The following is a 22,274-nucleotide window of genomic DNA, read 5'->3' on the forward strand; positions in this document are numbered from 1 at the left end:
CCGGCCGGGGCTGCTCGTCGCCGACAGCGACGAGCAGCCCCGGCCGGAGCGTCAGTGCCGGTGGTAGTTGTCCGGCTGGTTCGGGTCGCCCGGGTGCTCCAGCCCCGGCACCAGCCGAAGCCGGTGCGCGCGAGCGTGGTCGAGCCACCGGACAAAGGCGATCCGACGCGCGGAATCGTTGATCCGATCAGTCGGATCAAGAGCCGGATCGACCAACTCCCGGCGTCCCCGAAGCACCACCGTCCACGAGTCGACGGTGACCGTCTCCCCCGGCGCGGCCGAGCGCAGCGCCGCCGCCAACGCCGTCGGCAACGAGTCCGGTGTCGCCTCGAAGTCGCCATCCGCGGAGGACAACTGCCACACGACTCCGGCCGGCCGCGCCGCGGTCGCCGCACGATAGGCGGCGACCTGCTCCGCTGGCGCGGTGACCTCCGCGGTCAGCGCCGCGTACAGGGACCGGACCGCGGCGCAGCCCTCGAACGCCGCCGCGGTGATGGACCCGAACTCGACGGCGGCCAGCTGATCCAACCGAACCAGTGGCGCATCCGTCACGTCGAGACCACGGGCCTCGGCCTCCGCGATGCAGAGCTGTTCGGTCAGGATCACCTGCGCCACCCAGCGGGTCAGCTGCCGGTCCTCCGCGCTCCCGGGCACCGGCAGTGCGGAGGACCGCAGCCCGCCGCGCAGGGCGGCGAGCCGGCGGTCGAGTTCCGTACGGTCCAGTGGCCGTCCGTCGAGCCAGCCCAGCACCGACTCGTCGAGCTGCGCGGTGGTCATGGCTCCAGCACCAGTTCCACCGTCGGGGCGTACTGGCAGCGGCCGAACCACATCACCTTCACCAGCGCCCAGAAGCGGCCCGGGTCGGCGTCCCGCGGGGGAACGACGTCGAAGGTGATCGTGTCGGACTCACCCGCGGCCAACGCGACGCCGCGGATCGGCTCGGCGATGGCGTCCCAGGTGCCCCAGGGCGAGACGAGCTGAAGCTCAGCCCGGATCTCCCCCCGAGTGCGGTTGTGCAGCGACACGCCGACGGTCGCCCGCCCGCCGGGAGCGACGGTGACCGAGGTGGTGGTGACGTCCACCGTGAGCCCGGTGTCGCGTCCCGTCTCGGCCGTCGTGCCCTGCATCGCGTCCGCGTCCTCCGGAATGTCTCCGGGCACCGGCAGCAGAGCGGGAAGCTCGCCGACCGCGACCGTGGCGACATCCTCGATCGTCTGCCCGAGGTGCTCGGTCCGCGCCGTGATGAAGTACAGCCCGGACTCCACCCCGGCCGGGGGCGTCACCGTGACGTCGACGCGGAGCTGACCATCGGGGTCAAGCCGGTACGGGCGGCTGCCCAGCGAGGTCGTCCACCCCTGTGGTACGAGGACGTTGACGGTCCCCTCGACGGCCGCGTCCCGCAGGTGCGAGGCGAGCACCACGGAGACCTCGACCGGCTCGCTGACGGTACGCAGCAGCCCCGGTGAGACGCCCACGGAGACCGGTAGGTAGCCCATCGGCGCCGGGCCCCGGTTGTGCAACCAGTACCGGGAGTGCACCGGCTGGGCGATCTCGACCTCGGGTCCGAGCGGCTTCTCGCTGCGCGGGGCCGCGGCCGGTACCCCGACGACCGTGGTGACCTGCGAACCCGCCAACTCGATCGAGTCCGCGAGCGGCGCACCACGACGTTCCAGCAGGTCGGCCTGGTGCTTGTCGGACAGGGCCAGCGCCCCGGTCAGGGTCGCGGAGCGGCCGAGCCCGGTGGACTCCAGCAGCCGCAGGCTGACCGCGTCCGCCGGGTCCGAGGACGCGGCGGCGCCGTGCGCGATCGGGTTACCGGTCGGCTTGAGCGTGCCGATCAGCACCTCCCGGGCGGGCTCCACCCCCAGGTACGAGTGCGTCGCCGGCTTCGTTCCCGGGTGGTTCTCCACGACCCGGCCGTACAGCGGGTGGTTGAACTCCTGGCCCTGTGCGGGCAGCGTGAGCGCCCGCCAGTCACCGTCGCCACTGGTCACCGCGTAGTTGAACTCGTGGGTCCAGTGCTGCAGCTGGAACGAGGCGCCGTCGGGCAGGGTCCGCTTCGGCGGGTCGATCCAGACCCCGGACGGCCAGCCGGTGCAGGAACGCATCAGCGACAGGTGCAGCGCGCCGGTCGGGTCGACGGCGAAGCCGGGCAGCCCGTAGGTGAGCATCGCCACGGTGTGGTTGACCAGCAGCTCCGAGGCAGGCATCGAACCCGGGCAGGGCGCCTGGATCTGGGCGTCCGCGACATCCTCGGTGAGCGCGGCGACGTCGGTGACCACGAGCGCCGGCAGCGCCCGCAGGTCCCGCAGGTCGGCGTTGGGCTGCCACACCTCGTGCAGCGGCTTCTCCGCGGGAATCCAGACCCGGCCGTGCTGCTCCAGCGCCTCGACGTACTCCGGGCCCGCCCGCTCCAGCAGCTCCCGGGTGGCGTCGTTGGTCTGCGCCCCACCGATGAGGATGCGGAAGTCCGGCAGGTTCGAGTCGACGTCGAGCCAGCCGTACCGCGCCCAGTCAGCGCTGGCGGTCGTCACCGTGACACCGACCGCGGCCAGCGCGACGACCAGGTCGCGGGCGTCGGCCGCCTCCTCGAGGGTGGGGGTGACCACCTCGGCGACGCCGAGGGCGCGGTCCCCCACCGGGGCACCGGCGGCGTCGGTGAGCGAGACCCGTGCGGTGGAGCCGAGCCCGAACCAGGTGTTGGCCGGGTTGTCCAGCGTCCAGGGCGCGGTTGCGGCGTCCACGTCCGGTAGCGCGAATCCACGGCCGACCACCGCGGCGGCAACCTCGGAGACCGGCAGGGCACCGGGCAGGTCGACCGGGAACCGCACCCGAACCAGCCGGTCGGCGCCGGCGAAGTCGACGATGCGGGTACGGCAGTCCACCCGCCGCACACCGTGCCAGAGCGTGATCGTCTGCTCGTAGCCGATCTCCTCCACGACGCCGGTGACCACCAGGCGGGTGCCGATCGGGCTGGTCTCGACGCGGACCGTCGCCCCCGCCGCCGCGCTGCCCACGACCGGGCCCTTCGGCAGCAGGTGCCACGGACCCTCGCCGAAGTCGGGGTGGGTCGGGTACTCCTCATAGATCCGCAGCTCGTTGCCGAGGTGGTCGGCGCGGATCAGTTCGCGGTCCGAGATCTTGTCGTAGATGCTGTCGAGCCCGCCACCGCGCTCGGCGTCGGCGGTGACCCGGTAGTAGGCGTTCTCGATCGCGGCACCGTCGGCGGGCGTCCAGGCCGGTTCGGCGCTGGAGACGCCCGGCAGCAGCCGCCAGGTCCGCCAGCCCAGGGCGGGGACGTCGGCGGCGTGGAAGCGCACCGTGCCCCGGTCCACGACGGCCGGCACCTCGGCGCCGGTGTCGTCGATCACGCGGCCACCGTCGTGGCCCTCGGGGAGCCGGACCGACACCAGGTCGGAGCGGACGAAGGAGAGGGTGTTCGTGACGACGATCGGGGTTCCGTCACCGGTGGTGTCGACCGTCCCGACGAGCGCCTCCAACGACCGGTCCCGGACGGTGGCCGCCAGGTCGTAGGCCTCCCGCCAGCCGGAGAGCAGGTCGATGTAGACCTGGTCGGACTCCGATCCGGTGATGGCGTCGTGGTGGGCGCCGTAGGCCAGCTGCCGCCAGACCTTGTCGAGCGCGGCGTCGGGGTATCGACCGAGCCCTTCCAGCGCGGCCAGCGTCGCCAGCTTCTCCGCGTCCACGGCGGCGACCTCGCCGGCCCGCTGCGCCTGCTTGGTGTCGATGTAGGAGACGTCCTTGCCCGTGTAGACCGGGTTCATGTCCCGCGTCTGTGGGCTGGGGCGGCGTCCGGCTTCGGCCAGCTCCGCGCGGACGGCGTCGAGGAAGTCCCGCGGGTTACCGCAGACGAAGCGGGGCCAGACGTACTTCTCGGCCCACGAGCGGTGGATCTCGGTGACCCACTTGTTCGGCGGGGTGTAGTCGGTGCCCACCGGCAGCAGCAGGTTCTTCGTCGCGCCGACCGGCTTGAGGCGCTGGTACAGCTCGTAGACGGCCTTCTCGGCGCTGGCCAGGTCCGGCGAGGAGTCCATCCACCAGCCGGCCGAGTAGTGGTGCGGCATGAAGTGGGTGAGGACACCGAGCCCCGACGGCGAGATCCACTCGAACTCGCTCGGGAACTGCATTACCGTCGCGTCGTTCTTGGCCTCGCGGAAGTTCTTCTGGATCGGCCCCCACTGGTGGAACGGGCCGCGGGCCCAGGCCGAACCGGTCAGCCCGGCGTCGGCGAGGTAGCCCGGGAACTGCGGGTCGTGCCCGAACACGTCCAGCTGCCAGGCCGTCTGCGGGTCACCGCCGAGGATGTCCCGCTGGTAGCCGACACCGTAGATGATGTTCCGGATGGTGGTCTCGGCGCCGGTGAGGTTGGTGTTGGGCTCGTTGTAGGTGCCGCCGATCAGCTCCACCTGGCCGCGCTCGATCAGCAGGCGCAGGTCCGCCCGACGCTCGGGGTGCAGATCGAAGTACGGCTTCAGGTAGTCGATCTCGGCGAGGACGAAGGTGTACACCGGGTCGCGCAGGGCGAGGTCCATGTGCGCGTCCACCAGCGCGAAGCCGTTGCGCTCCCAGAGCGGCCGGGTGGTGGCGTCACCGGAGAGCAACTCCCACGGCGAGGTGTACGCGGCCTGGGTGTTCCACCACACCGGGTCGTAGTGGAAGTGTGAGACGAGGAACATCGTCCAGCCCGGCTCGGCGACCACGACCGTTGCGTCGGCGGTCGCGTCGCCGGCCGTGACGGTTACCGGCAGCTTCCTGCCGGGGGTTCGGTCGTCGATGTCCAGGGGGACCTCGACGACGCCCGTGCCGGTCGCGTTACCGGAGACACCGGGCCCGGTGACGGTGACCGGACCGGGCGGGCCGTCAAGTGTCACGCGGAGCACCTGACGCGGGTTGTCCTCGGTACCGACGAACAGGTCGGTGGACTCGACGGCGGTAATCATGACCGACACGGGGTCATCCTTTCTTGATTGGTACGCCCACCAGCGCAAACAGGCTCACGTTGGTGGCAGGTGGGAAGGCTACTCTCCCCAGGCCTCGAACTCGTAGATGCGGGTGGCGGGGTCGCCGCCCTGGGTCGGGGTGTCGACCACCAACCGCACATACCGTGCGCTGACACTCACCGGATGTGTCGTCAGCTCGGCGGTGTTGTCGGTGACGGTGACGGCCGTGGTCCACGGGTCCGAGGCCGTGGACCGTACGTCGATGGTGAAGTCGCGGGTGTTCCACGAGGCCGGCTCACCACCCGCGGCGGCGTGTGCGACGACGAACCGGTCGAGGGAACGGACCGAGCCCAGGTCAACTTCGAGCCACTGGTCTGCGGTCGTCGTGCACCACTTGTCGCTGTTCCCGCCGGAGACACTGCCGTTGACGGCCTTGGCGGGTCCTTCGGCAGCGGTGCACTGCCCGGACGCCGTCGCCGGCCGGTCCAGAGCCAGGTTCGTCGTGATCGGCCCCGTACCGGACCAGGTGACGGTCGTGGTCGCCGCGGTGGAGCGGCCGTACTCGGTCGACACCGCCTCGACCTCGATGACCGTGCTGTTCTCGGCGCCAACCCGGTCGAGCTGCGGCACAAAGTACACGTCGTTCGGCGTCGCGCCCAGGTGGGTACGGCTGCCGTCCGGGTTGCGACGGTACACCTCGTAGTGGTGCACCGATCCGCTGTTCGACGGGGTCCAGCCCAGCCGCAACGACTTGCGGGTCGCCGAGACGTCGGTGCTGCCCAGCACGGTCAGATCGGTTGGCGCGGCAGCGGTGTCCACGGCCCCGTCGTACACGGCGAGCTGGCCGACCTTGATGTCGTAGGACGGAACAACGGCCGGCGCCGACGCCTGCAGCCCGATCTGGGCGATGGTCCTACCGGCGTACGCGGACAGGTCGAGAACGCGACGCTCCCAACCGGTACCGGCGGTCGACCCGAGGTCGAGAGTGGTGAAGGTGTTCGGGGCGTCGGTGAAGGCCACCGCCACGCTCAGGTGGGTCGCACCGGCGGCCGGCGTCTTGACGACCGTCGACAGCTTGGTGTCCGCGGCGACCGGCAGGTCGGTCTGGTAGAGGCGCACGGTGTTCGTGGCGTCCAGCCTGCCGTCGAGCCGCAGCGTCGAGCCGCCCTCGTAGGCATCGGTGAAGTCCAGCGACGGCGTCAGCTTCGTGCCGGTCGAGGAGACAACCCACTGGTACGTCGGCGGCACGTCCTGCAGCGACAGGTTGTTCCAGCCGCCGGTGTGCACCCGCTCACCCAGGACGTGGTAGGCATCACCGTTTCCGGTGTTGAAGCTGGTCACGAAGGGCTTCTGGGTCACCGGCGTGGACTCGGCGACGTAGTTGGCGAGCCCCTTCCAGGGCGAGGAGGTCGTGGTGTTCGACGGGTCGCCGTTCGCGCCGACCCAGTAGCGGGAGTCGCGTGCCCGGAAGTCGGCCGGTCCACTCGACGACGTCCAGGTCCACTCCGGGCGGTAGATGCCCAGGGAGGTGACGTGCGACTCACCGGCGGGGAACAGGGCGTTCCAGTTGACGTTGGTCTGGTAGCCGTTGGCTTCGGTGTCGATGCCGGAGTACAGGTCGTACCCGCTCCGCCCGAGTGACTCGGCGCGGTCCCGGGAGGAGGCCAGGCCGCCGGTGGACCACCAGAAGTTGAGGAACATCGAGTCCGACACCGGCGCCGGGCCACCCAGGAACGAGTCGTTGGCGGTGGTGAGTGCGTTCTGCCAGGAGATGGCGCCGGATTCGGTCATCGCGTCGTACCACATGAACTCCACGCCCTTGTTCCGGCCGTAGGTCATCAGATTGCGAAGTTCGGTGGCGAGGGCGGCGTCGCCACCCGTCGTCTCCTGGTTGATGAACCAGCCCTCGAAGCCGTAGTACTCGGCGACCTCCGCGAGCTTGTCGGCGACCGGATAGGTCGAGCCCGACTTTTGCACGAAGTCGTGCACCCATTCGAGCTTGCCGCCGTAGGCGACCGGCGGGAAGAAGACGGTGCCGTACACCTTGACGCCGTTGCGGTGCGCGGCGTCGATCACCGTCGGGTTCGGCGCCAGGATCAGGCCCTCGACGGACGATCCGCCCCAGAAGACCAGGGTGTCGATGTACTGCCAGTGACCGAACGCGTAGTAGTCCTCGTCGAGCGAGCCCTGGGACGGGTTGTCCGACGTCGGGGCGAACGACACCAGTGACGCCACCTCGCCCTCGCCGGCCCGCGCGTTCGGGTTGGCCTTCAGCGCGGGGTCGGAGACCCGCTCCTGGAGCGGAACAGTCGCTCGGTTGAAGCGGGCGTCGGGGTCGGTCTCCGGGTCCCAGTCGAGGATCTCGTTCGGGAACCAGTACGAGGCGTACGGCTGACTGCCGTCCTGCGGGTTGGTGTTGGCTGCCGCGGTGGGGGCCGCGTTGAGGGTGCTGCCAGCCACGACTGTGGCACCAACCAGCAGGGACAGAAGCAGGCGTCGCATCCAGGATCACCTCCATTGGGGGTGGGGGGTGGGGGTGGGGCGAGGGTTACCCCTTGATCGCCCCCTCCTCGACGCCGCGGAAGAAGAACCGTTGCAGCGTCGCGAAGACAATGACGATCGGAATGAACGCGATCATCGTGCCGGCCGCGATGACCCGCGGGTTCGCGGTGAACGCCCCGCTGAGGTATTGCAGGCCGACGGTGAGGGTGTAGTTCTGCGGGTCGGTCAGCACGATCAACGGCCACAGGAAGTCATCCCAGGCGCCGATGAAGGCGAAGATCGTAATGACGCTGAGCATGCCCCGCACGTTGGGTAGCCCGATATGGATCAGGCGTTGCCAGGCCGACGCGCCGTCGATCACCGCCGCCTCGTCCATCTCGTCGGGGATCGCCATGAACGCCGCGCGCATCAACAGCACGTTCAGCATGGCGACGGCGGTGGGCAGCGCCACACCGACCAAGGTGTCGGCCAGACCGAGGCTGCGGACCGTCACGTACTGCGAGACGATCGTCACCTCGCCGGGCAGCACCAGGGTGCCGAGCACCAGCGCGAGAAACAGCGTCCGGCCTCGGAAGTGCAGCTTGGCGAGAGCGAACCCGGCGAGGGTGCAGCCCACGGCGTTACCGGCCACCGCCATCGCCGCCACGATCAGCGAGTTCTTCGCGTACGACAGGACGGGGATCGTCTCGGCCACCCGCAGGTAGTTGTCGAACGTCGGATTGGAGGGAATGAACTGCGGGGTCGAGGTGTAGATGTTCTCGCCGGCGCCCTTCAGGGAGGTGGACAGCTGCCACACGAACGGCCCGACCGTCACCACCAGCGCAAACAGCAGCAACACGTACCGGAGCACCTTCTCGCGCCGCCGCATGGTGCCGAAACCCGAGCCCCGACGCGGTCGCCTCGGCAAGGAGGCGGGCTTCTTCGCCGGAGCGCCGGCGGGTGGGGTGGTGAGCTGGGTCATGGCTAGGCCGCCTTCCGGTTCAGGCGCAGGAGGAGAAGCATGGGGCCGACAGTGATCACGAACAACACCAGGCTGAGCGCCGAGGCGTAGCCCAGGTGCCCGGTGAAGCCCCGGCTGTACATCTGGATGAGCATGACCAGGGACATGGTCCGGCCGCCGGGCCCACCGGTGCCGTTGGTGAGGACGAACAGCTCGGTGAAGACCCGCAGTGCGGAGACGGTGACCAGGACGCTGACCAGCAACATCGTGGTGCGCACGCCGGGCACCGTGACCGACCAGAACCGGCGGATCGGACCGGCGCCGTCAACCGCGGCCGCTTCGTGTAGCTGGCGCGAGACGTTCCCCAACGCCGACAAGTAAATGATCATGTAGTAACCCAGCCCCTTCCACACGGTGAGGCTGATCGCGCTGAACAGCAGCAGCCAGCGTCCGCTGAGGAAGGGCAACGGTTCGGTGAGGAAGCCGAGCTGCTGGGCCAGCCCGTTGACCAGGCCGCGGTCCTCCAGCAACCAGGTCCAGATCAGCGCCACGACCACCGCGGAGGCGATCACCGGGGTGTAGAAGGCGGTACGGAAGAACGTGATGCCCGGCAGCTTCTTCTCCAGCAACACCGCGAGCAGCAGCGGCAGGAAGAGTAACAGGGGTAAACAGACCAGCATATAGACGATGCTGTTCACCAGCGCATAGACGAGTTGATCGTCGTTGAGCATGCGCTCGAAGTTGGCCAGTCCAGTGAAGTTTCCACCGCCGAGTGGCTTGGCGTTGGTGAACGCGAGGACCACGGTGTTGATCGCTGGCCAGAGGTTGAACACCAGCAGCCAGACGAGGGCAGGCCCGAGCAACAGCCAGGGGGTGAACCAACGCTGAGTTTTCATTACGTCCCGCTCTGCTTTTCCGGTTGGGTGGCGCGGCGATGCGGTAAGTCGCGCAACGAGAGGTGATGGCAGTGGTGGCGCCGCGGCGCGGGCGGTGCTCGGCCGGCCGGGTTCCGGTCCGGCCGAGCACCGCTGGTCAACGTGGGACCGGCCCGACTCGGCCGATCAGTTGTTGAGCAGTTGGTTGCACTTTTCGACTGCCTTGTCCAGCGCCTGCTGCGAGGTGATATCTCCGCTGATCGCGAGGGAGAACTGCTGATTGATGAAGTCGGCCATCGCCTGGTCAACGATGACTGGCTTCAACAGCTCCGCCTCGGCCAGCGAGGTGAATGCGATCTTCTTCGCGTCCCCGGCGTTGGTGCCGTCGCTCTCGCTGAACTGCGGATCCTCAGCGGAGGCGACCGTGCTCGGGAAGATGCCGGGCACGACCTCAGCGAACGCCGCCTGGTTCTCCGCGTTGGTCACCCAACGGGCGAGGGCGACGGCCGCGGGCAGGTTGTCGCTGCCCTTGGCCACCGACAGCCCCTGAGTGTACAGCGGCGGGGTGCCGATCGCCGGTGACGCGATGATCTTCTCGGCCAGCGACGGGTTGTCGACCTTGATGGTGTTGATCGAGTTACCGCCACCGGTGGTCCAGGCGACCTGCTGCTTCTTGAACAGCTCCATGTTGCCGAGGTAGGCGTCGGTCAGCACGTTGCTGGGCAGGAGCCCTTCGGCGAACGCGTCCCGGTAGGTGTCGAGGACCGCCACGGCCTCGGGGGTGTTGAAGACGAACTCCTTGCCGTCCGAGGAAAGGATGTCGACTCCGGCCTGGGTCAGATCCTCGACGCTGGGCATCCGGCTCAGCAGGTGGACCTTGCCGTCGGACTTCTCCTTGACGATCCGGGCCTGGTCGACCAGTTCCTCGATCGTGGTCGGGAGCGTGGTGGCGTCCAACCCGTACTGGGACAGCAGCTCCGTGTTCCAGTAGTTCACGTCGGTGTTGAGGTACCACGGGTAGCCGTAGACCCCGGTCTGGCCGGCGTACTCGTAGGAGGCGACGGCGCCCGCGACGTACTCCTCGCGGAGCTTGTCGTCGGCCTGGTCGACGTCGAGCAGCAACCCCTGCTCGGCGAGCGGCAGGGCGAAGTCCGGTGGGAGATTCGTCACGTCGGGCAGCTCATTGCTGGCCGCCTGGCTGAGCACCTTCTCCGAGTAACCGTCACCGGGCTGGTCCAGCCACTTGACGGTCGTTCCCGGGTACTTCTCCTCGAACCCGTCGATAACACCCTGCATGTAGTCGGTGAACTTGGGCTTCAGGGCCCAGGTCTGCAGGGTCACAGTGCCTTTGACCTCACCGGTGATGTCGACCTGGTCATCACTGGTGTCCGTGCCGGACAGCCCGCATCCCGCGACGGCCGTCAGCACAGCCGACGACAGGGCAAGCCCGGCCAAGCGTGTTCGCATCTCTCTCCGCCCCTAACTTTTAGTCAGCCGGCCACCCCGTCGGATCGGGCGTGTCCGGTGCTCACAGGCGATCCGCCGGCAATGATAAACCGGTCTAGTGAACGGACTATCCCCCCGGTTAGAATCACGTGTCAAGAGCGGCCTACCGACCGTCGCTTCTCGGTAGCCGCGTGGAGGGAGAGCGTCGCCAGATGCAGCGACCGACAATCGCCGACATCGCCCGGCGGGCCGGGGTCTCCAAGGGCGCCGTCTCGTTCGCGCTCAACGGCCGGCCCGGCGTCAGCGAGGCCACCCGGGCGCGCATCCTCCGCGTGGCTGAGGAGATCAACTGGCGTCCGCACAGCGCGGCGCGAGCCCTCGGCGGAGCCCGAGCCGACGCGGTCGGGCTGGTGATCGCGCGCCCCGCGCGCACCCTCGGCGTGGAGCCCTTCTTCGCCCGCCTCCTCTCCGGCCTGCAGGCGGAGTTCTCCAGCCAGTCGATCGCGCTGCACCTGATGATCGTCGAGGACACCCAGGCGGAGATCGAGGTCTACCGGAGCTGGGTCTCCGAACGCCGGGTGGACGGCCTGGTACTGATCGACCTGAAGGTTCGTGACCCCCGCATCGCCGTGGTGGAGCAGCTCAAGATCCCGGCCGTCGTGGTCGGCGGGCCCGGCCGGCACGGGCGCGTCTCCTCGGTCTGGGCCGACGACCGAGCGGCGATGCTCTCGGCGGTGGAGTACCTCGCGGTGCTCGGCCACACCCGGATCGCCCACGTGTCGGGGCTACCCGAGTTTCAGCACACCCAGCGCCGCTCCCGAGCACTGCGGGACGCCGCCACCCGGCTGACGCTCCCCCGCGCCCGGTCACTGCACACCGACTTCAGCGACGCCCAGGGCGCGGCCGCCACGCGCAAGCTGCTCGCCGGAGCCGACCGCCCAACGGCGATCATCTACGACAGTGACCTGATGGCGGTCGCCGGGCTGGGCGTCGCACTGGAGATGGGGGTCACCGTCCCACACGAGTTGTCGATCATCTCCTTCGACGACTCGGTGTTGGCCCAGCTCACCCACCCCTCCCTCACCGCGCTGTCCCGCGACACCTACCGCTTCGGCGTGCAGGCGGCCCAGACCATGATGGCGGTCCTGGCCAACCCCACGAAGACGAAGAACCACAAGACCGATACACCCCGGTTGATCACGCGGGAGAGCACCTCGCCGACCCGCAACTAGTACTCCCGGGTCGATGCTCGCGTGTCGAGTAGCACTCGAGGTGTGAAATAAATCGGTTTAGCACCCCATCTGTGCCTGGCTATCCACATGGAGGACCTTTTGATCACCAATGCCCGTACGCAGAGCACCCGAAGGTTCCGCCTCGGCGCCAACTACGTACCGTCCGAGGGCTGGTTCTACAGCTGGCTCGACTTCTCGGCTGACGCAGCCCGCCGCGACCTCGAAGACCTGGCGAGCATCGGCCTGGACCACGTACGCGTCTTCCCGATCTGGCCGTGGATCCAGCCCAACCGCGCGCTCCTACGCCAACGGCCCATCGACGACCTGCTCTCATTGATCGACGTAGCGGCGGAGTTCGACCTCGGGGTCTCGGTCGACCTGCTCCAGGGGCATCTGTCCAGCTTCGACTTCCTGCCCTCCTGGGTGCTTACCTGGCACCAGAGCAGCATCTTCACCGACCGGACGGCACGCGACGGCATCAACGAGTACGTCCGACGGCTCAGCACCGAGGTCGCGACGCGCCCCAACGTCTTCGCCATCACCCTCGGCAACGAGGTCAACAACCTCTGGCCGGCCAACCCCACCACCCCGGACGCCTCCCACCAGTGGGCGGCGGAGCTACTCGAGGTGGTCCGCACCGCGGCGCCCGACGCACTCCGCCTGCACTCCGTCTTCGACGACGCGTGGTACGCCCCCGATCACCCCTTCCACCCCGCCGAGGCGGTCGAGCTGGGCGACCTGACCACGGTGCACTCCTGGGTGTTCAACGGCACCTCGCGCATTGACGGGCCGCTCGGGCCGGCCACCACGTCACACGCCGACTACCTGCTGGAGCTCGCCGCCTCGAGCGCCCCGGACCCGACCCGCCCGGTGTGGCTGCAGGAGGTCGGGGTGCCCCGGCCGGACGTACCGGCGGAGCAGGCCGGCGAATTCGTCGCGCGTACCCTGGCGACGGTGGCTGCCAACCCGGCACTGTGGGGTGTCACCTGGTGGTCCTCACACGACATCGATCGTCGCCTCGCCGACTTCCCGGACCGGGAATACGATCTGGGGCTGTTCACCGTGGACCACCGACCGAAGCCGGCCGCGCTCGCCCTGGCCGAGTTCGCCCGCGACACCGCGGCCCACGCGCCAGCCCTGGCTCGACCAGCGCTGGTGGCCCCGATCAACCCGCTCCAGGAACCCGCACGGCGGGCGGAGGTCGCGCCGGGAAGCGCGTTCCACCAGGAATGGGTGAAGGCCCGGCAGACCGAACCCACCGCGATCGTCACCCCGGACCGGGTGACCGACGAGGGCTACCTCGCCGCCCGCGGCCTCAGCCCGGTCCGCTAACCGGGATCCGACCGGCCCGGGCCGGGTCAGCGCCACAGGCGGCTCCAGCCGTCGGCGCTGACCCGGCCGGCCGCTCAGATACGACGCCAGGCGAGCAGGCCGAAGAGCAACCCCGCTGCCCCCGCCACCGACACCATCCGGTGCCGGGACAGCCAGGCCTGTGGACTGTGCCGCAGCGAGCGATCGGTGAACGCCCCGTGCGCACCGAAGTCGTGGCCGCCCGACCCATCGGCCGGCTGCCACAGGTTCACCGGCTGGTCCGGCCCGACGGGCTGGTCAGTCTGCTGCGAGTCATAACCCGTCCGGCCCAGGTAGCGATCCAGCAGCCCCGGCACCAGCCGGTTACCCAGGATGGTCAGGACGGTGGGCGTACCCACCCAGTAGGCCCGCCGCCCCGGCCGGGCGGCAGCGGCGACGATGGTGCGGGCGGCGACCTCCGGCTCGTAGATCGGTGGCACCGGCTGGGCGTGCCGCGGCAACCGGGACAACAGCCACGAGAACTGCGGGGTGTTCATCGCCGGCAGGTGCACCATGGTGACCTTGACGTTGCTCTTGTCGTGCAGCAACTCACAACGGAGCGACTCGGTGAACCCGACGATGGCGTGTTTGGCCCCACAGTAGGCGGCCTGCAGGGGAATTCCCCGGTACGCCAGCGCCGATCCGACCTGCACGATCGCACCCCGGTCCCGCGGGACCATGTGATCCAGGGCCACCCGGGTGCCGTAGACGTAGCCGAGGTAGGCGACCTCGGTGGTCCGGCGGAACTCCTCGGGTCGAATCTGCTGGAAGGGCGCGAAGACCGAGCTGAACGCCACGTTGATCCACACGTCGATCGGCCCCAGCTCGTCCTCGACCCGCTGGCCGGCGGCGGCGACCTGGTGGTAGTCGGCCATGTCGACCTCGATCGGCACCGCGTGGCCGCCGGCGGCGCGGACATCGCCGGCCGCGGCGTCGAGACCGGCACGACCGCGGGCCAACAGGGCGATCGTGACCCCCGGCCGCGCCAGCTGCCGTACGGTGGCCCGCCCGACCCCGCCGCTGGCACCCGTGACCACCGCCACCTGAATTTCCCGCCGCCCGTGCCCCATCCGCGCCACCTCCCGTAACGGGTTGACCTGCTCCGGCTCCACACCTCGGCACGCTGTCTACCCGGGGCGTTTCGAGTTAGTCGAGCCGGCTGGCCGGCCGCCGGGGTGGGAGCCGGCTGGCCGGCCCAGCTTGGGAGCCGGCTGGCCGGCCGCCACGGGTGTCGGGGACCGCCGGATCGGGTACGGGGGGCGGGGAGGTGCTGCCGTGGCCCGCAACGAACGGACGAACAGCCCCAAAGCGCGCCACCTGGACTCGCCGAACGTGCTCCGGGAGTACGCGCTACTCGCCGACGGGCAGCGGGGGGCGTTGGTCGGCCCGGACGGGAACATCGTCTGGCTCTGCGCCCCCAGGTGGGCCGACCCGCCGCTGTTCAGCAGCCTCCTCGGTGGCCGGGGCAGCTACCTGGTGACCCCGACGGAACGGCGCTTCGTCTGGGGCGGCCAGTACGAGCCCGACTCGCTGATCTGGATCAACAGATGGGTGACCACCGACGGGATCATTGAAACCCGGGAGGCCCTGGCCTTCCCCGGCGACGCCCAACGGGTGGTGCTGCTACGCCAGGTGCGCGCGGTGGACCAGGACGCGAAGGTCCGGGTACGGCTCGCCCCCCGGGCGAACTTCGGCCGGGAGCCGCTCCGCCAGGTACGGCAGGACGGGGGGTTGTGGCACGCTCGCTCCGGTAACCTGCACCTCCGCCACACCTGCGGCCACCCGCTCGAGCCCAGCGCCGAGGGCCCGCTCGACGGCGAGCTGCGGGTGCCCGCCGGTGGGCAGGTTGACCTGGTGCTGGAGATCGCCACCCAGCCACTGGAGGGGAAGCCACCCGACGCCGCGGAGCTGTGGCGGATCACCGAGAAGTCCTGGCAGGACGTACTGCGCCCGCTGTCCCGCGGCACCGCGGGACGGGATGCGGTCTTCGCCTACACGGTGCTGCGCGGGCTGACCCACCCCGGCGGCGGGATGGTCGCCGCGGTGACCACGGGGCTGCCGGAGCGAGCGCTCGCCGGACGCAACTACGACTACCGCTACGCCTGGATCCGCGACCAGTCGTTCGCCGGACAGGCCGCCGCCCTGATCGGTCGGCACGAGCTCCTCGACGACGCGGTGCGGTTCCTCACCGACCGGGTCCTCGCCGACGGCGATCGGCTCGCTCCCGCCTACACCATCGACGGTGGCCCCGTCCCCTCGGAAGAGGAGCTGACCTTCCTGCCCGGCTATCCGGGGGCCAAGGCCCGGACCGGTAACTGGGTTGGCGGCCAGTTCCAACTGGACGCCTACGGTGACGTGCTGCTGGTCCTGGCGGCCGCCGCCGAGCGGGGACGGCTGGAGTCCACCTCCTGGCAGGCGCTGACCGTCGCCGCCCAGGCCATCGAGAAGTGTTGGCGGTCGCCCGACTCGGGCATCTGGGAGCTCCCGGCCCAGCAGTGGACCCACTCGAAGCTGACCTGTGTGGCCGGGCTGCGCGCGGCGGCCCGGATCGCGCCGGGCGGGCTGGCCGGCCGGTGGGCCTCCCTCGCCGACACGATTCTCGCCCATACCACGGCGCACGCTCTGCACCCCTCCGGGCGCTGGCAGCGCGCCTACGACGACCCCCGCGTCGACTCGGCGTTGCTGCTGCCGGGAATCCGCGGCGCGCTCCCCGAAGGCGATCCCCGGACCGAGGCGACCCGCCGGGCCGTGCTGAACGAACTCCAGAAGGACGGCTACCTGTACCGGTTTCGACCCGACCGCCGCCCACTGGGAGACGCCGAGGGGGCCTTCCTGCTCTGCGGTTTCGCCGCGGCGCTCGCCGAGTGGCAGGCCGGTGACGCCGTCGCCGCGAACCGGTGGTTCGAGCGCAACCGGGCGGGGTGCGGCCCACCGGGCCTCTTCACCGAGGAGCTCGACGTGGCGCAGCGGCAGCTACGGGGCAACCTACCGCAGGCCTTCGTGCACGCGCTGATGCTCGAAACCGCCGTACGCCTCGGCCACGCCGCTCCCTGCGCCGACTGATGCCGTGACCCACCAACGTTCGCGGTGCGCCCCACGAAAGGTACGCCGCGCCCGCCCGCGTAGCGGCCTTCTTCGGCACCACCAGGCGCCCGTCACCGCCGGCCGCGGGCACCCGCCCGGCTCGCGGCGACACCGTCGTGGATGGTCCACCCGGTGGCGATGGCGGCGTCAGTCAACGCGACCCGACGCCATCGCCGGTCAGCGATGAGCGCCACCGCGGTCAGCGCGTGCAGCCCGTCGGCGACCGCACCGAGCCGGAACGCCTCCGGTGTCGGCCACCGGAGCAGCACCGCGGCCTGCACCAGGTGCCGGATTCCGAGCACCCGCAGGATCGCCGACGGGGTGGAACCCGGATGGCCGCCCATCACCCGCAGCACCCGGTCGGGCGCGGCCAGGAGCAGCCCGCCCCAGACCAACCGGGTCAGCTCCCCCACCGCCGCCGTCGAGGTCAGCTCCCCCCGGCCCACGATCCGGGCAGGCGCCTGTTTCGCCACCATCGTTTCCGCCCTCCCTCCGATGCCGAACCCGCCTCACCAGAGCCGCCGTGGCCGTGACCTCCCCCACCCCCGCACCTTCGCCTCGACCAGGGCGACCACCGGCGCGAGTACGGCCAGGCCGACCAACCCGACCGCGGCCAGCCGCGCCCGCCGGGACGGCGACTGCGGCCGGCGCCCCCAGCGCCGTTCCGGCCGGGGCAGCACCGACTCACCGTGCAACCCGGCACGCAGTAGCTCGGCCAGGTGGATCGCCGTGCGACCGCCGGACGCGCTCTGTTCGACCTGGGTGCGGCAGCTGAACCCGTCGGCGAGAATCACATCGGTGTCGCTGGCGTCCCGAACGGCCGGCAGGAGCACCCGTTCGGCGCAGGCCTCGGAGACCTCGTAGTGCCCCTGCTCGAAGCCGAAGTTGCCGGCGAGGCCGCAGCAGCCCGAGTCGAGAAAGTCTGCTCGCACCCCAGCGGCGGTGAGCACCGCCTGGTCGGCGGCGGTACCCAGGACGGCGTGCTGGTGGCAGTGGGTCTGGATCAGCGCGTGCGCCGGCAGCCGCGGCGGCTGCCAGCCGGGGCTGTGCTCATGCAGGAGTTCGGCCAGGGTGACTGTCTGCTGGCGGAGCCGGATGACATCCTCGTCGTCCGGGAAGAGCTCGTAGGCGTCGCTACGGAAGACGGCCGTACAGCTCGGTTCCAGACCAACCACCCGGGTACCCGCCCGTAGGTGGGGCCGAAGGGCAGCGACCGTACGCCGCAGCACCCGCCTGGCGACACCGAGTTGACCGGTGGAGAGCCAGGTCAGCCCGCAGCACACCGGCCCCTCTGGCACCCGGACCCGCCAGCCGGCGGACTCCAGCACCTCCACGGCGGCCTGGGCCACCCCGGGATGGAGCCGGTTGGTGAAGGTGTCCGGCCAGAGCAGCACCTCGCCGCGGTGGCCGTCCCCGGTCGGGGTCCGGTGCGCGAACCACCGCTGGAAACTCTCCGCGGCGAAGGTCGGAATGTCGCGCCGCTGGTCGATGCCGCCCGCCGCCTTCGCCAGCCGGCCCAGACCGGGCGCGTGGGTGAGGGCGTTCACCACCCCCGGCACGGTTCCGGCCACCGCCGCCAGCACCGGCAGCCACCCCATCGAATAGTGCGCGCGGGGACGGAGGCGCCCGGCATAGTGGTGGGACAGGAACTCCGCCTTGTAGGTCGCCATGTCCACGTTCACCGGACAGTCCGCCTTGCAGCCCTTGCAAGCCAGGCAGAGATCGAGGGCGTCGCGGACGGCGGTGGAGCGCCACCCGTCGTCGATGCTGCCGCCCCGGGCGCTACCGTCGAGCATCTCGAAGAGCAGCCGGGAGCGGCCCCGCGTGGAGTGCTCCTCCTCCCGCGTCACCATGTAGGAGGGACACATCACCGCACCGTCGTGCCGGCGGCACTGGCCCACCCCGACGCAGCGGAGCACGGCGTTGGCGAAACTACCCTCGTCGTTGGGGTAGGCGAAGGTGGTCCGCACCGGGCCGTGGTCATAGTCGACGCCCAACCGCAGGTGGCTGTCGAGCGGGTAGGGCGACACGGTCTTGCCCGGATTCATCCGGTCGTCCGGGTCAAAAATCGCCTTAAGCTGGCCGAACGCCCGCATCAGCCGGCCACCGTACATCCTCGGCAGCAGCTCGCCCCGGGCCTGGCCGTCCCCGTGCTCACCGGAGAGAGATCCACCGTAGGAGGTGACCAGATCAGCTGCCCGCTCCAGGAACGACCGGAACCGCCCCACCCCGTCGGGGGTGTTCAGCTCGAACGGAATGCGGGTGTGCACACACCCCTGCCCGAAGTGACCGTACAGCGACGCCTGGTCCAGGCCGTACTCCTCGAGGAGCTGTCGCAGGTCCCGCAGGTAGTCGCCGAGCTGCTCCGGGGCGACGGCCGAATCCTCCCAGCCCGGCCAGGTGCGCTCGGAGCCACGTACCTGTGCGGTCGCTCCCAGGGATGACTCCCGAACCTGCCACATCTGCCGCTCGTGGGCCGGGTCGTTGAATTCGTGCACGGTTCCCGCACCGCCACCACGGACGGCGGCGATCAGTCGGTTGGCGGCGGCACGGGCCTGTCCTGGCGTGTCCCCGCCCATCTGGATCATCAACCAGGCGCCGCCCTCGGGGATCTCCCGAAGCCCCGCGGGCCGTTCGCGTCTGCGCCGCTCGTCGTCGACCAGCCGATGGTCGATCCCCTCCAGGGTGACCGGTTGGTGCGCCAGCACCCGCATGACGTCGTCACCCGCCGCGGCGATGTCCGGATAGTTGACAAAGACCAGGGCGGACGCCTTCACCACGGGCACCAACCGCAACCGCGCCCGGAGAATGGTGACCAGCGTGCCCTCGGAGCCGACCAGGGTCTGCGCGACGTGAAAGCCCTTCTCCGGCAGGAGGCTGTCGAGGTTGTACCCGGAGACCCGGCGCGGAATGTGTGGGTAGCGGGTACGGATGTCGGCGAGGTACTCCTCGCGCAACGCCCGCAGCTGCCGGTAGATCTCAGCCGGTCGCCCACCACGGAGCTGGATCTCGGCGTACTGCTCGTCGCTGGTCTCCCCGACCCAGATCCGGGTGCCGTCGTAGAGCAGTACCTCCAGCTCGACGATGTTGTCGACCACCTTGCCGGTCCGCTGGGCGGTGGCGCCGCAGGAGTTGTTGCCGAGCATGCCGCCCAAGGTGCAGCGGCTGTGGGTGGACGGGCGGGGGCCGTACTCCAGCCCGGTCGGCGCGAGTTGGGCGTTGAGTGAGTCCAGGACGATGCCGGGCTCCACCAGGCAGGTCCGCGCCTGCGGATCTACCTCCAGCAGGAGGTTGCAGTACTTCGACCAGTCCAGCACGACGGCGGTGTTGGTGCACTGTCCGGCCAGGCTGGTGCCACCGCCTCGGGAGACCAGCGGCGCCCGGTGCCGACGGCACACCGCGACCGCCGCCACCCCCGCCTCGATCGTCCGGGGCAGCACCACCCCGAGCGGCACCTGCCGGTAGTTGGAGGAGTCGGTGGAGTAGGCGGCCCGGGAACCGGCATCGAACCGGACCTCACCGTCCACCTCCGCCCGGAGGTCGGCGGCGAGTGCGGCCAGGTCGACCTCCAGCGCCGGCCCGGGTGCGCGTACGACCGGCTGGGGCAGCATGACCTCACTCACGGCCGCCGCTCCCACCGCACGTGAACTCGCCGCTCCCCTACCCCCACACCACGCTCCCGCCTGTTTCATACCGCTAGTCCCTGTGCTACCGACTTGACGTAAATCTCGGGCCGGGTACCCGCGCCGCGTGCCGCTAAACCCCTCCCCGGCGTTCTCCGATCAGCCGGGAGCCCCGCCCGGACTCAGGTCAACCGGGAGTTGGGTTGCCGCTGCTGGTCCGGCCGGACCAGCAGCGAAAGGGCCAGGGTGTTCAGTACCGGTGACGCGGACGGGTGAGGTGGATGAGGGCGGCGCCACCGAGGATGAGCAGGGCTGCCGCGACGAGCAGGGTGGGCAGGTTGGCTCCGGTGGTGGGCAGTTCGGCGGGCTCGGCGACCGTGATGGTGGTGGCCTCGGACTGACTGTTGGGGCAGGCGCTGGTGGTGCTGGTGTAGGCGGCGGTGAGGGTGTTGGCGCCGACCGGGAGCCGGGCGGTGTGGGTGGCGGTGTTGGTGGTGTCCAGCGGCACGGTGGCGAGGTCGGTGTTGTTGCTGCGGAAAATCACGCTGCCGGCCGGGTCTCCGGCGTCGCAGGTGACCGTGGCGGTGAGCGTGACGTCCTGATCCGCGGTCGGGTCCGGCGGCGAGACCTGCAAGACCGTGGCCGAGGCCGCCTGGAGCGCGGGCAGGGCCAGATTGTGGTCGTTGCCGACGGCGATCATCTCCAGCGTGGTGCCGGTGGGCAGACCGACCGCCACCGGGGTGGCGCTGTCGGTGGTGGTCCCGTCCCCCAGGTGCCCCTGCGAGTTGAGGCCCCAGGCCAGGGCGGTGCCGTCACCGGCTATCGCCACGTTGTGGTCGCTGTCGCCACTGGCGATGGCGGTGAGCCGCATGCCGATCGGAAGATTGACCGAGACCGGTTCGCTGCTGTCGGAGGTGGAGCCGTTCCCCAACTGCCCCAGCTGGTTGCCGCCCCAGGCGAGAGCGGTTCCCTCGGAGGTCAACACCGCACTGTGCGTACGGCCGGCGGCAACGGCGGTGGCCTCGGTGCCGACGGACAGGGCGACGGTGCCGGGTACGAGGCTGTCCGTGGTGGTGCCGTCGCCGAGTTGACCACGAGAATTACTGCCCCAGGCCAGGGCGGTGCCGTCGGCGGTCAACGCCAGGCTGTGGTCGCCTCCGCCGGCGATGGCGGTGACCGTGGGGCCGGCTGGCAGCGCAACGGCGACCGGGACGCTGCGCGCGAACCTGGTTCCGTCGCCCAGCTGGCCTTCGCTGTTCGCCCCCCAGGCGAGCAGGGCCGCCGGCCCGGTCGCGGTCAGGACCAGATTGTGGTCGCGGCCCGCGGATACCGCGGCGACCACGGTACCCGTCGGCAGGCGCACCGCGACGGGTGTGCTGCTGCTGGTAACCGTGCCGTTGCCGAGCTGGCCGGAGTTGTTGGCGCCCCAGGCGAGCAGCGAGCCGGTGGCGGTCAACGCCACACTGTGATTGGCCCCGACAGCGACGGCGACGACCCGGATACCCGCGGGCAAACGCACCGGGACGGGCTCGCCGCTGCTGACGGTGGTCCCGTTACCGAGCTGGCCTTCAGAGTTGCTGCCCCAGGCGAGGAGGGAGCCGGTGGAGGTCAAGGCCAGGCTGTGGCGCTCACCGGCAGCGACGGCGGCGACCGTGGTACTCGCGGGCAGGCGCACCGCGAGCGGCTCACTGCTGTTGTCCGTGGTCCCGTCGCCCAGCTGACCCCCGGCGTTCCCACCCCAGGCGAAGATCGCGTCGGAGCTGGCGGAGGTCGATATGGGTTGGTGGTGCGCCGATCCGGGTTGGTGGTGCGCCGATCCGGGTTGGTGGTGCGCCGATCCGGGTTGGTGGTGCGCCGATCCGGGTTGGTGGTGCGCCGATCCGGGTTGGTGGTGCGCCGACGCGGACGTTCCGCCGATCACCGGCGAGAACGCCACCACCAGCGCTAGGGAGAACCAACCGGCGACCGCACGTCGCACCGGCTGCACTCCGCCGCCCCGGCCACGCCGCTGGCAGAATCCCTGCATCGCACCCACCTCCGAGCGGACAATCCTCCGCCAATAGGACAGAAGTCATTATTAGCGGCCGCTACCGGATCGACGCGCAGAAACGCCCACCACATGACCCTGGTCGATCCGCCGATCGAAATCCCAGCCCAGCGGTGTTCCATGGCCGAAACAAGCTCGCCCGCCTCCGAACAAAAGGGTCTGCTGCACCGACGGGTGACATCTGAGATGGCTTGCCCTCGTGGCGGGCTGGAAG

At 70.3% G+C, this 22,274-nt stretch carries 13 protein-coding genes; 3 read left to right on the top strand and 10 right to left on the bottom strand.

Features of this window, described 5'->3' with window-relative positions; all coding sequences use genetic code 11:
• Positions 1–51: 51 nt before the first annotated feature.
• From H0524_RS09050 to H0524_RS09075, 6 genes are all read right to left on the bottom strand, one after another.
• Complete coding sequence (locus H0524_RS09050; protein ID WP_180198239.1) at positions 52–777, bottom strand: hypothetical protein; 726 nt, start codon at positions 775–777, stop codon at positions 52–54.
• A complete protein-coding gene (locus H0524_RS09055; protein WP_180198240.1) occupies positions 774–4,970 on the bottom strand; it encodes an NEW3 domain-containing protein in 4,197 nt (1,398 codons plus the stop codon). Before H0524_RS09055 ends, H0524_RS09050 begins: the two co-directional genes overlap by 4 nt.
• 69 nt (positions 4,971–5,039) lie before the next feature.
• Entirely contained in the window at positions 5,040–7,463 is a 2,424-nt protein-coding gene (locus tag H0524_RS09060; protein WP_180198241.1) for a discoidin domain-containing protein, read from the bottom strand.
• Between the two features lie 46 nt (positions 7,464–7,509).
• Positions 7,510–8,424, bottom strand: a complete 915-nt coding sequence (locus tag H0524_RS09065; RefSeq protein ID WP_180198242.1) for a carbohydrate ABC transporter permease — start codon at positions 8,422–8,424, stop codon at positions 7,510–7,512.
• Positions 8,425–8,426: 2 nt separating this feature from the next.
• Entirely contained in the window at positions 8,427–9,299 is an 873-nt protein-coding gene (locus H0524_RS09070; RefSeq protein WP_180198243.1) for a carbohydrate ABC transporter permease, read from the bottom strand.
• Positions 9,300–9,464: 165 nt separating this feature from the next.
• On the bottom strand, positions 9,465–10,745 hold the full coding sequence (locus tag H0524_RS09075) for an ABC transporter substrate-binding protein (RefSeq protein ID WP_026322422.1): 1,281 nt from the start codon (positions 10,743–10,745) through the stop codon (positions 9,465–9,467).
• 191 nt (positions 10,746–10,936) lie between these two features.
• Here H0524_RS09075 and H0524_RS09080 point away from each other — a divergent pair, with 191 nt between their 5' ends.
• Entirely contained in the window at positions 10,937–11,956 is a 1,020-nt protein-coding gene (locus H0524_RS09080; protein WP_180198244.1) for a LacI family DNA-binding transcriptional regulator, read from the top strand.
• Between the two features lie 99 nt (positions 11,957–12,055).
• Positions 12,056–13,288 (top strand): hypothetical protein, encoded by a 1,233-nt coding sequence (locus tag H0524_RS09085; protein ID WP_026322421.1) that lies wholly within the window; start codon positions 12,056–12,058, stop codon positions 13,286–13,288.
• 74 nt (positions 13,289–13,362) lie between these two features.
• Here the strand turns inward: H0524_RS09085 and H0524_RS09090 are convergent, their stop codons facing one another.
• The gene (locus tag H0524_RS09090) at positions 13,363–14,376 is read right to left on the bottom strand and encodes an SDR family oxidoreductase (RefSeq protein ID WP_180198450.1); all 1,014 of its coding nucleotides are present in this window, start codon (positions 14,374–14,376) and stop codon (positions 13,363–13,365) included.
• A gap of 205 nt (positions 14,377–14,581) precedes the next feature.
• Between H0524_RS09090 and H0524_RS09095 the strand changes: the two genes are divergently transcribed.
• The gene (locus H0524_RS09095; RefSeq protein ID WP_180198245.1) at positions 14,582–16,369 is read left to right on the top strand and encodes a glycoside hydrolase family 15 protein; all 1,788 of its coding nucleotides are present in this window, start codon (positions 14,582–14,584) and stop codon (positions 16,367–16,369) included.
• A 92-nt stretch (positions 16,370–16,461) separates the two neighbouring features.
• Here H0524_RS09095 and H0524_RS09100 read toward each other — a convergent pair whose 3' ends face one another.
• The 3 genes from H0524_RS09100 to H0524_RS09110 form a co-directional block, all read right to left on the bottom strand.
• Positions 16,462–16,866: a hypothetical protein gene (locus H0524_RS09100; RefSeq protein WP_180198246.1), complete on the bottom strand. Its 405-nt coding sequence runs from the start codon at positions 16,864–16,866 to the stop codon at positions 16,462–16,464.
• A gap of 33 nt (positions 16,867–16,899) precedes the next feature.
• The gene (locus tag H0524_RS09105) at positions 16,900–20,001 is read right to left on the bottom strand and encodes an FAD-binding and (Fe-S)-binding domain-containing protein (protein ID WP_180198451.1); all 3,102 of its coding nucleotides are present in this window, start codon (positions 19,999–20,001) and stop codon (positions 16,900–16,902) included.
• Between the two features lie 262 nt (positions 20,002–20,263).
• Positions 20,264–22,039, bottom strand: coding sequence for an Ig-like domain repeat protein (locus tag H0524_RS09110; protein WP_180198247.1), 1,776 nt, complete (start codon positions 22,037–22,039; stop codon positions 20,264–20,266).
• Positions 22,040–22,274: the final 235 nt, after the last annotated feature.

Origin of the sequence: Salinispora sp. H7-4 (genome assembly GCF_013416675.1) — a bacterium.
Taxonomy (GTDB): Bacteria; Actinomycetota; Actinomycetes; order Mycobacteriales; family Micromonosporaceae; genus Micromonospora; species Micromonospora vitiensis.

What these genes read in the sequence shown, in the direction of transcription:
- H0524_RS09070 (WP_180198243.1), bottom strand. Translation starts at nt 9,299, where the DNA reads ATGAAAACTCAGCGTTGGTTCACCCCCTGGCTGTTGCTCGGGCCTGCC.
- H0524_RS09080 (WP_180198244.1), top strand. Translation starts at nt 10,937, where the DNA reads ATGCAGCGACCGACAATCGCCGACATCGCCCGGCGGGCCGGGGTCTCC.
- H0524_RS09075 (WP_026322422.1), bottom strand. Translation starts at nt 10,745, where the DNA reads ATGCGAACACGCTTGGCCGGGCTTGCCCTGTCGTCGGCTGTGCTGACG.
- H0524_RS09060 (WP_180198241.1), bottom strand. Translation starts at nt 7,463, where the DNA reads ATGCGACGCCTGCTTCTGTCCCTGCTGGTTGGTGCCACAGTCGTGGCT.
- H0524_RS09050 (WP_180198239.1), bottom strand. Translation starts at nt 777, where the DNA reads ATGACCACCGCGCAGCTCGACGAGTCGGTGCTGGGCTGGCTCGACGGA.
- H0524_RS09110 (WP_180198247.1), bottom strand. Translation starts at nt 22,039, where the DNA reads ATGCAGGGATTCTGCCAGCGGCGTGGCCGGGGCGGCGGAGTGCAGCCG.
- H0524_RS09105 (WP_180198451.1), bottom strand. Translation starts at nt 20,001, where the DNA reads ATGCTGCCCCAGCCGGTCGTACGCGCACCCGGGCCGGCGCTGGAGGTC.
- H0524_RS09090 (WP_180198450.1), bottom strand. Translation starts at nt 14,376, where the DNA reads ATGGGGCACGGGCGGCGGGAAATTCAGGTGGCGGTGGTCACGGGTGCC.
- H0524_RS09100 (WP_180198246.1), bottom strand. Translation starts at nt 16,866, where the DNA reads ATGGTGGCGAAACAGGCGCCTGCCCGGATCGTGGGCCGGGGGGAGCTG.
- H0524_RS09065 (WP_180198242.1), bottom strand. Translation starts at nt 8,424, where the DNA reads ATGACCCAGCTCACCACCCCACCCGCCGGCGCTCCGGCGAAGAAGCCC.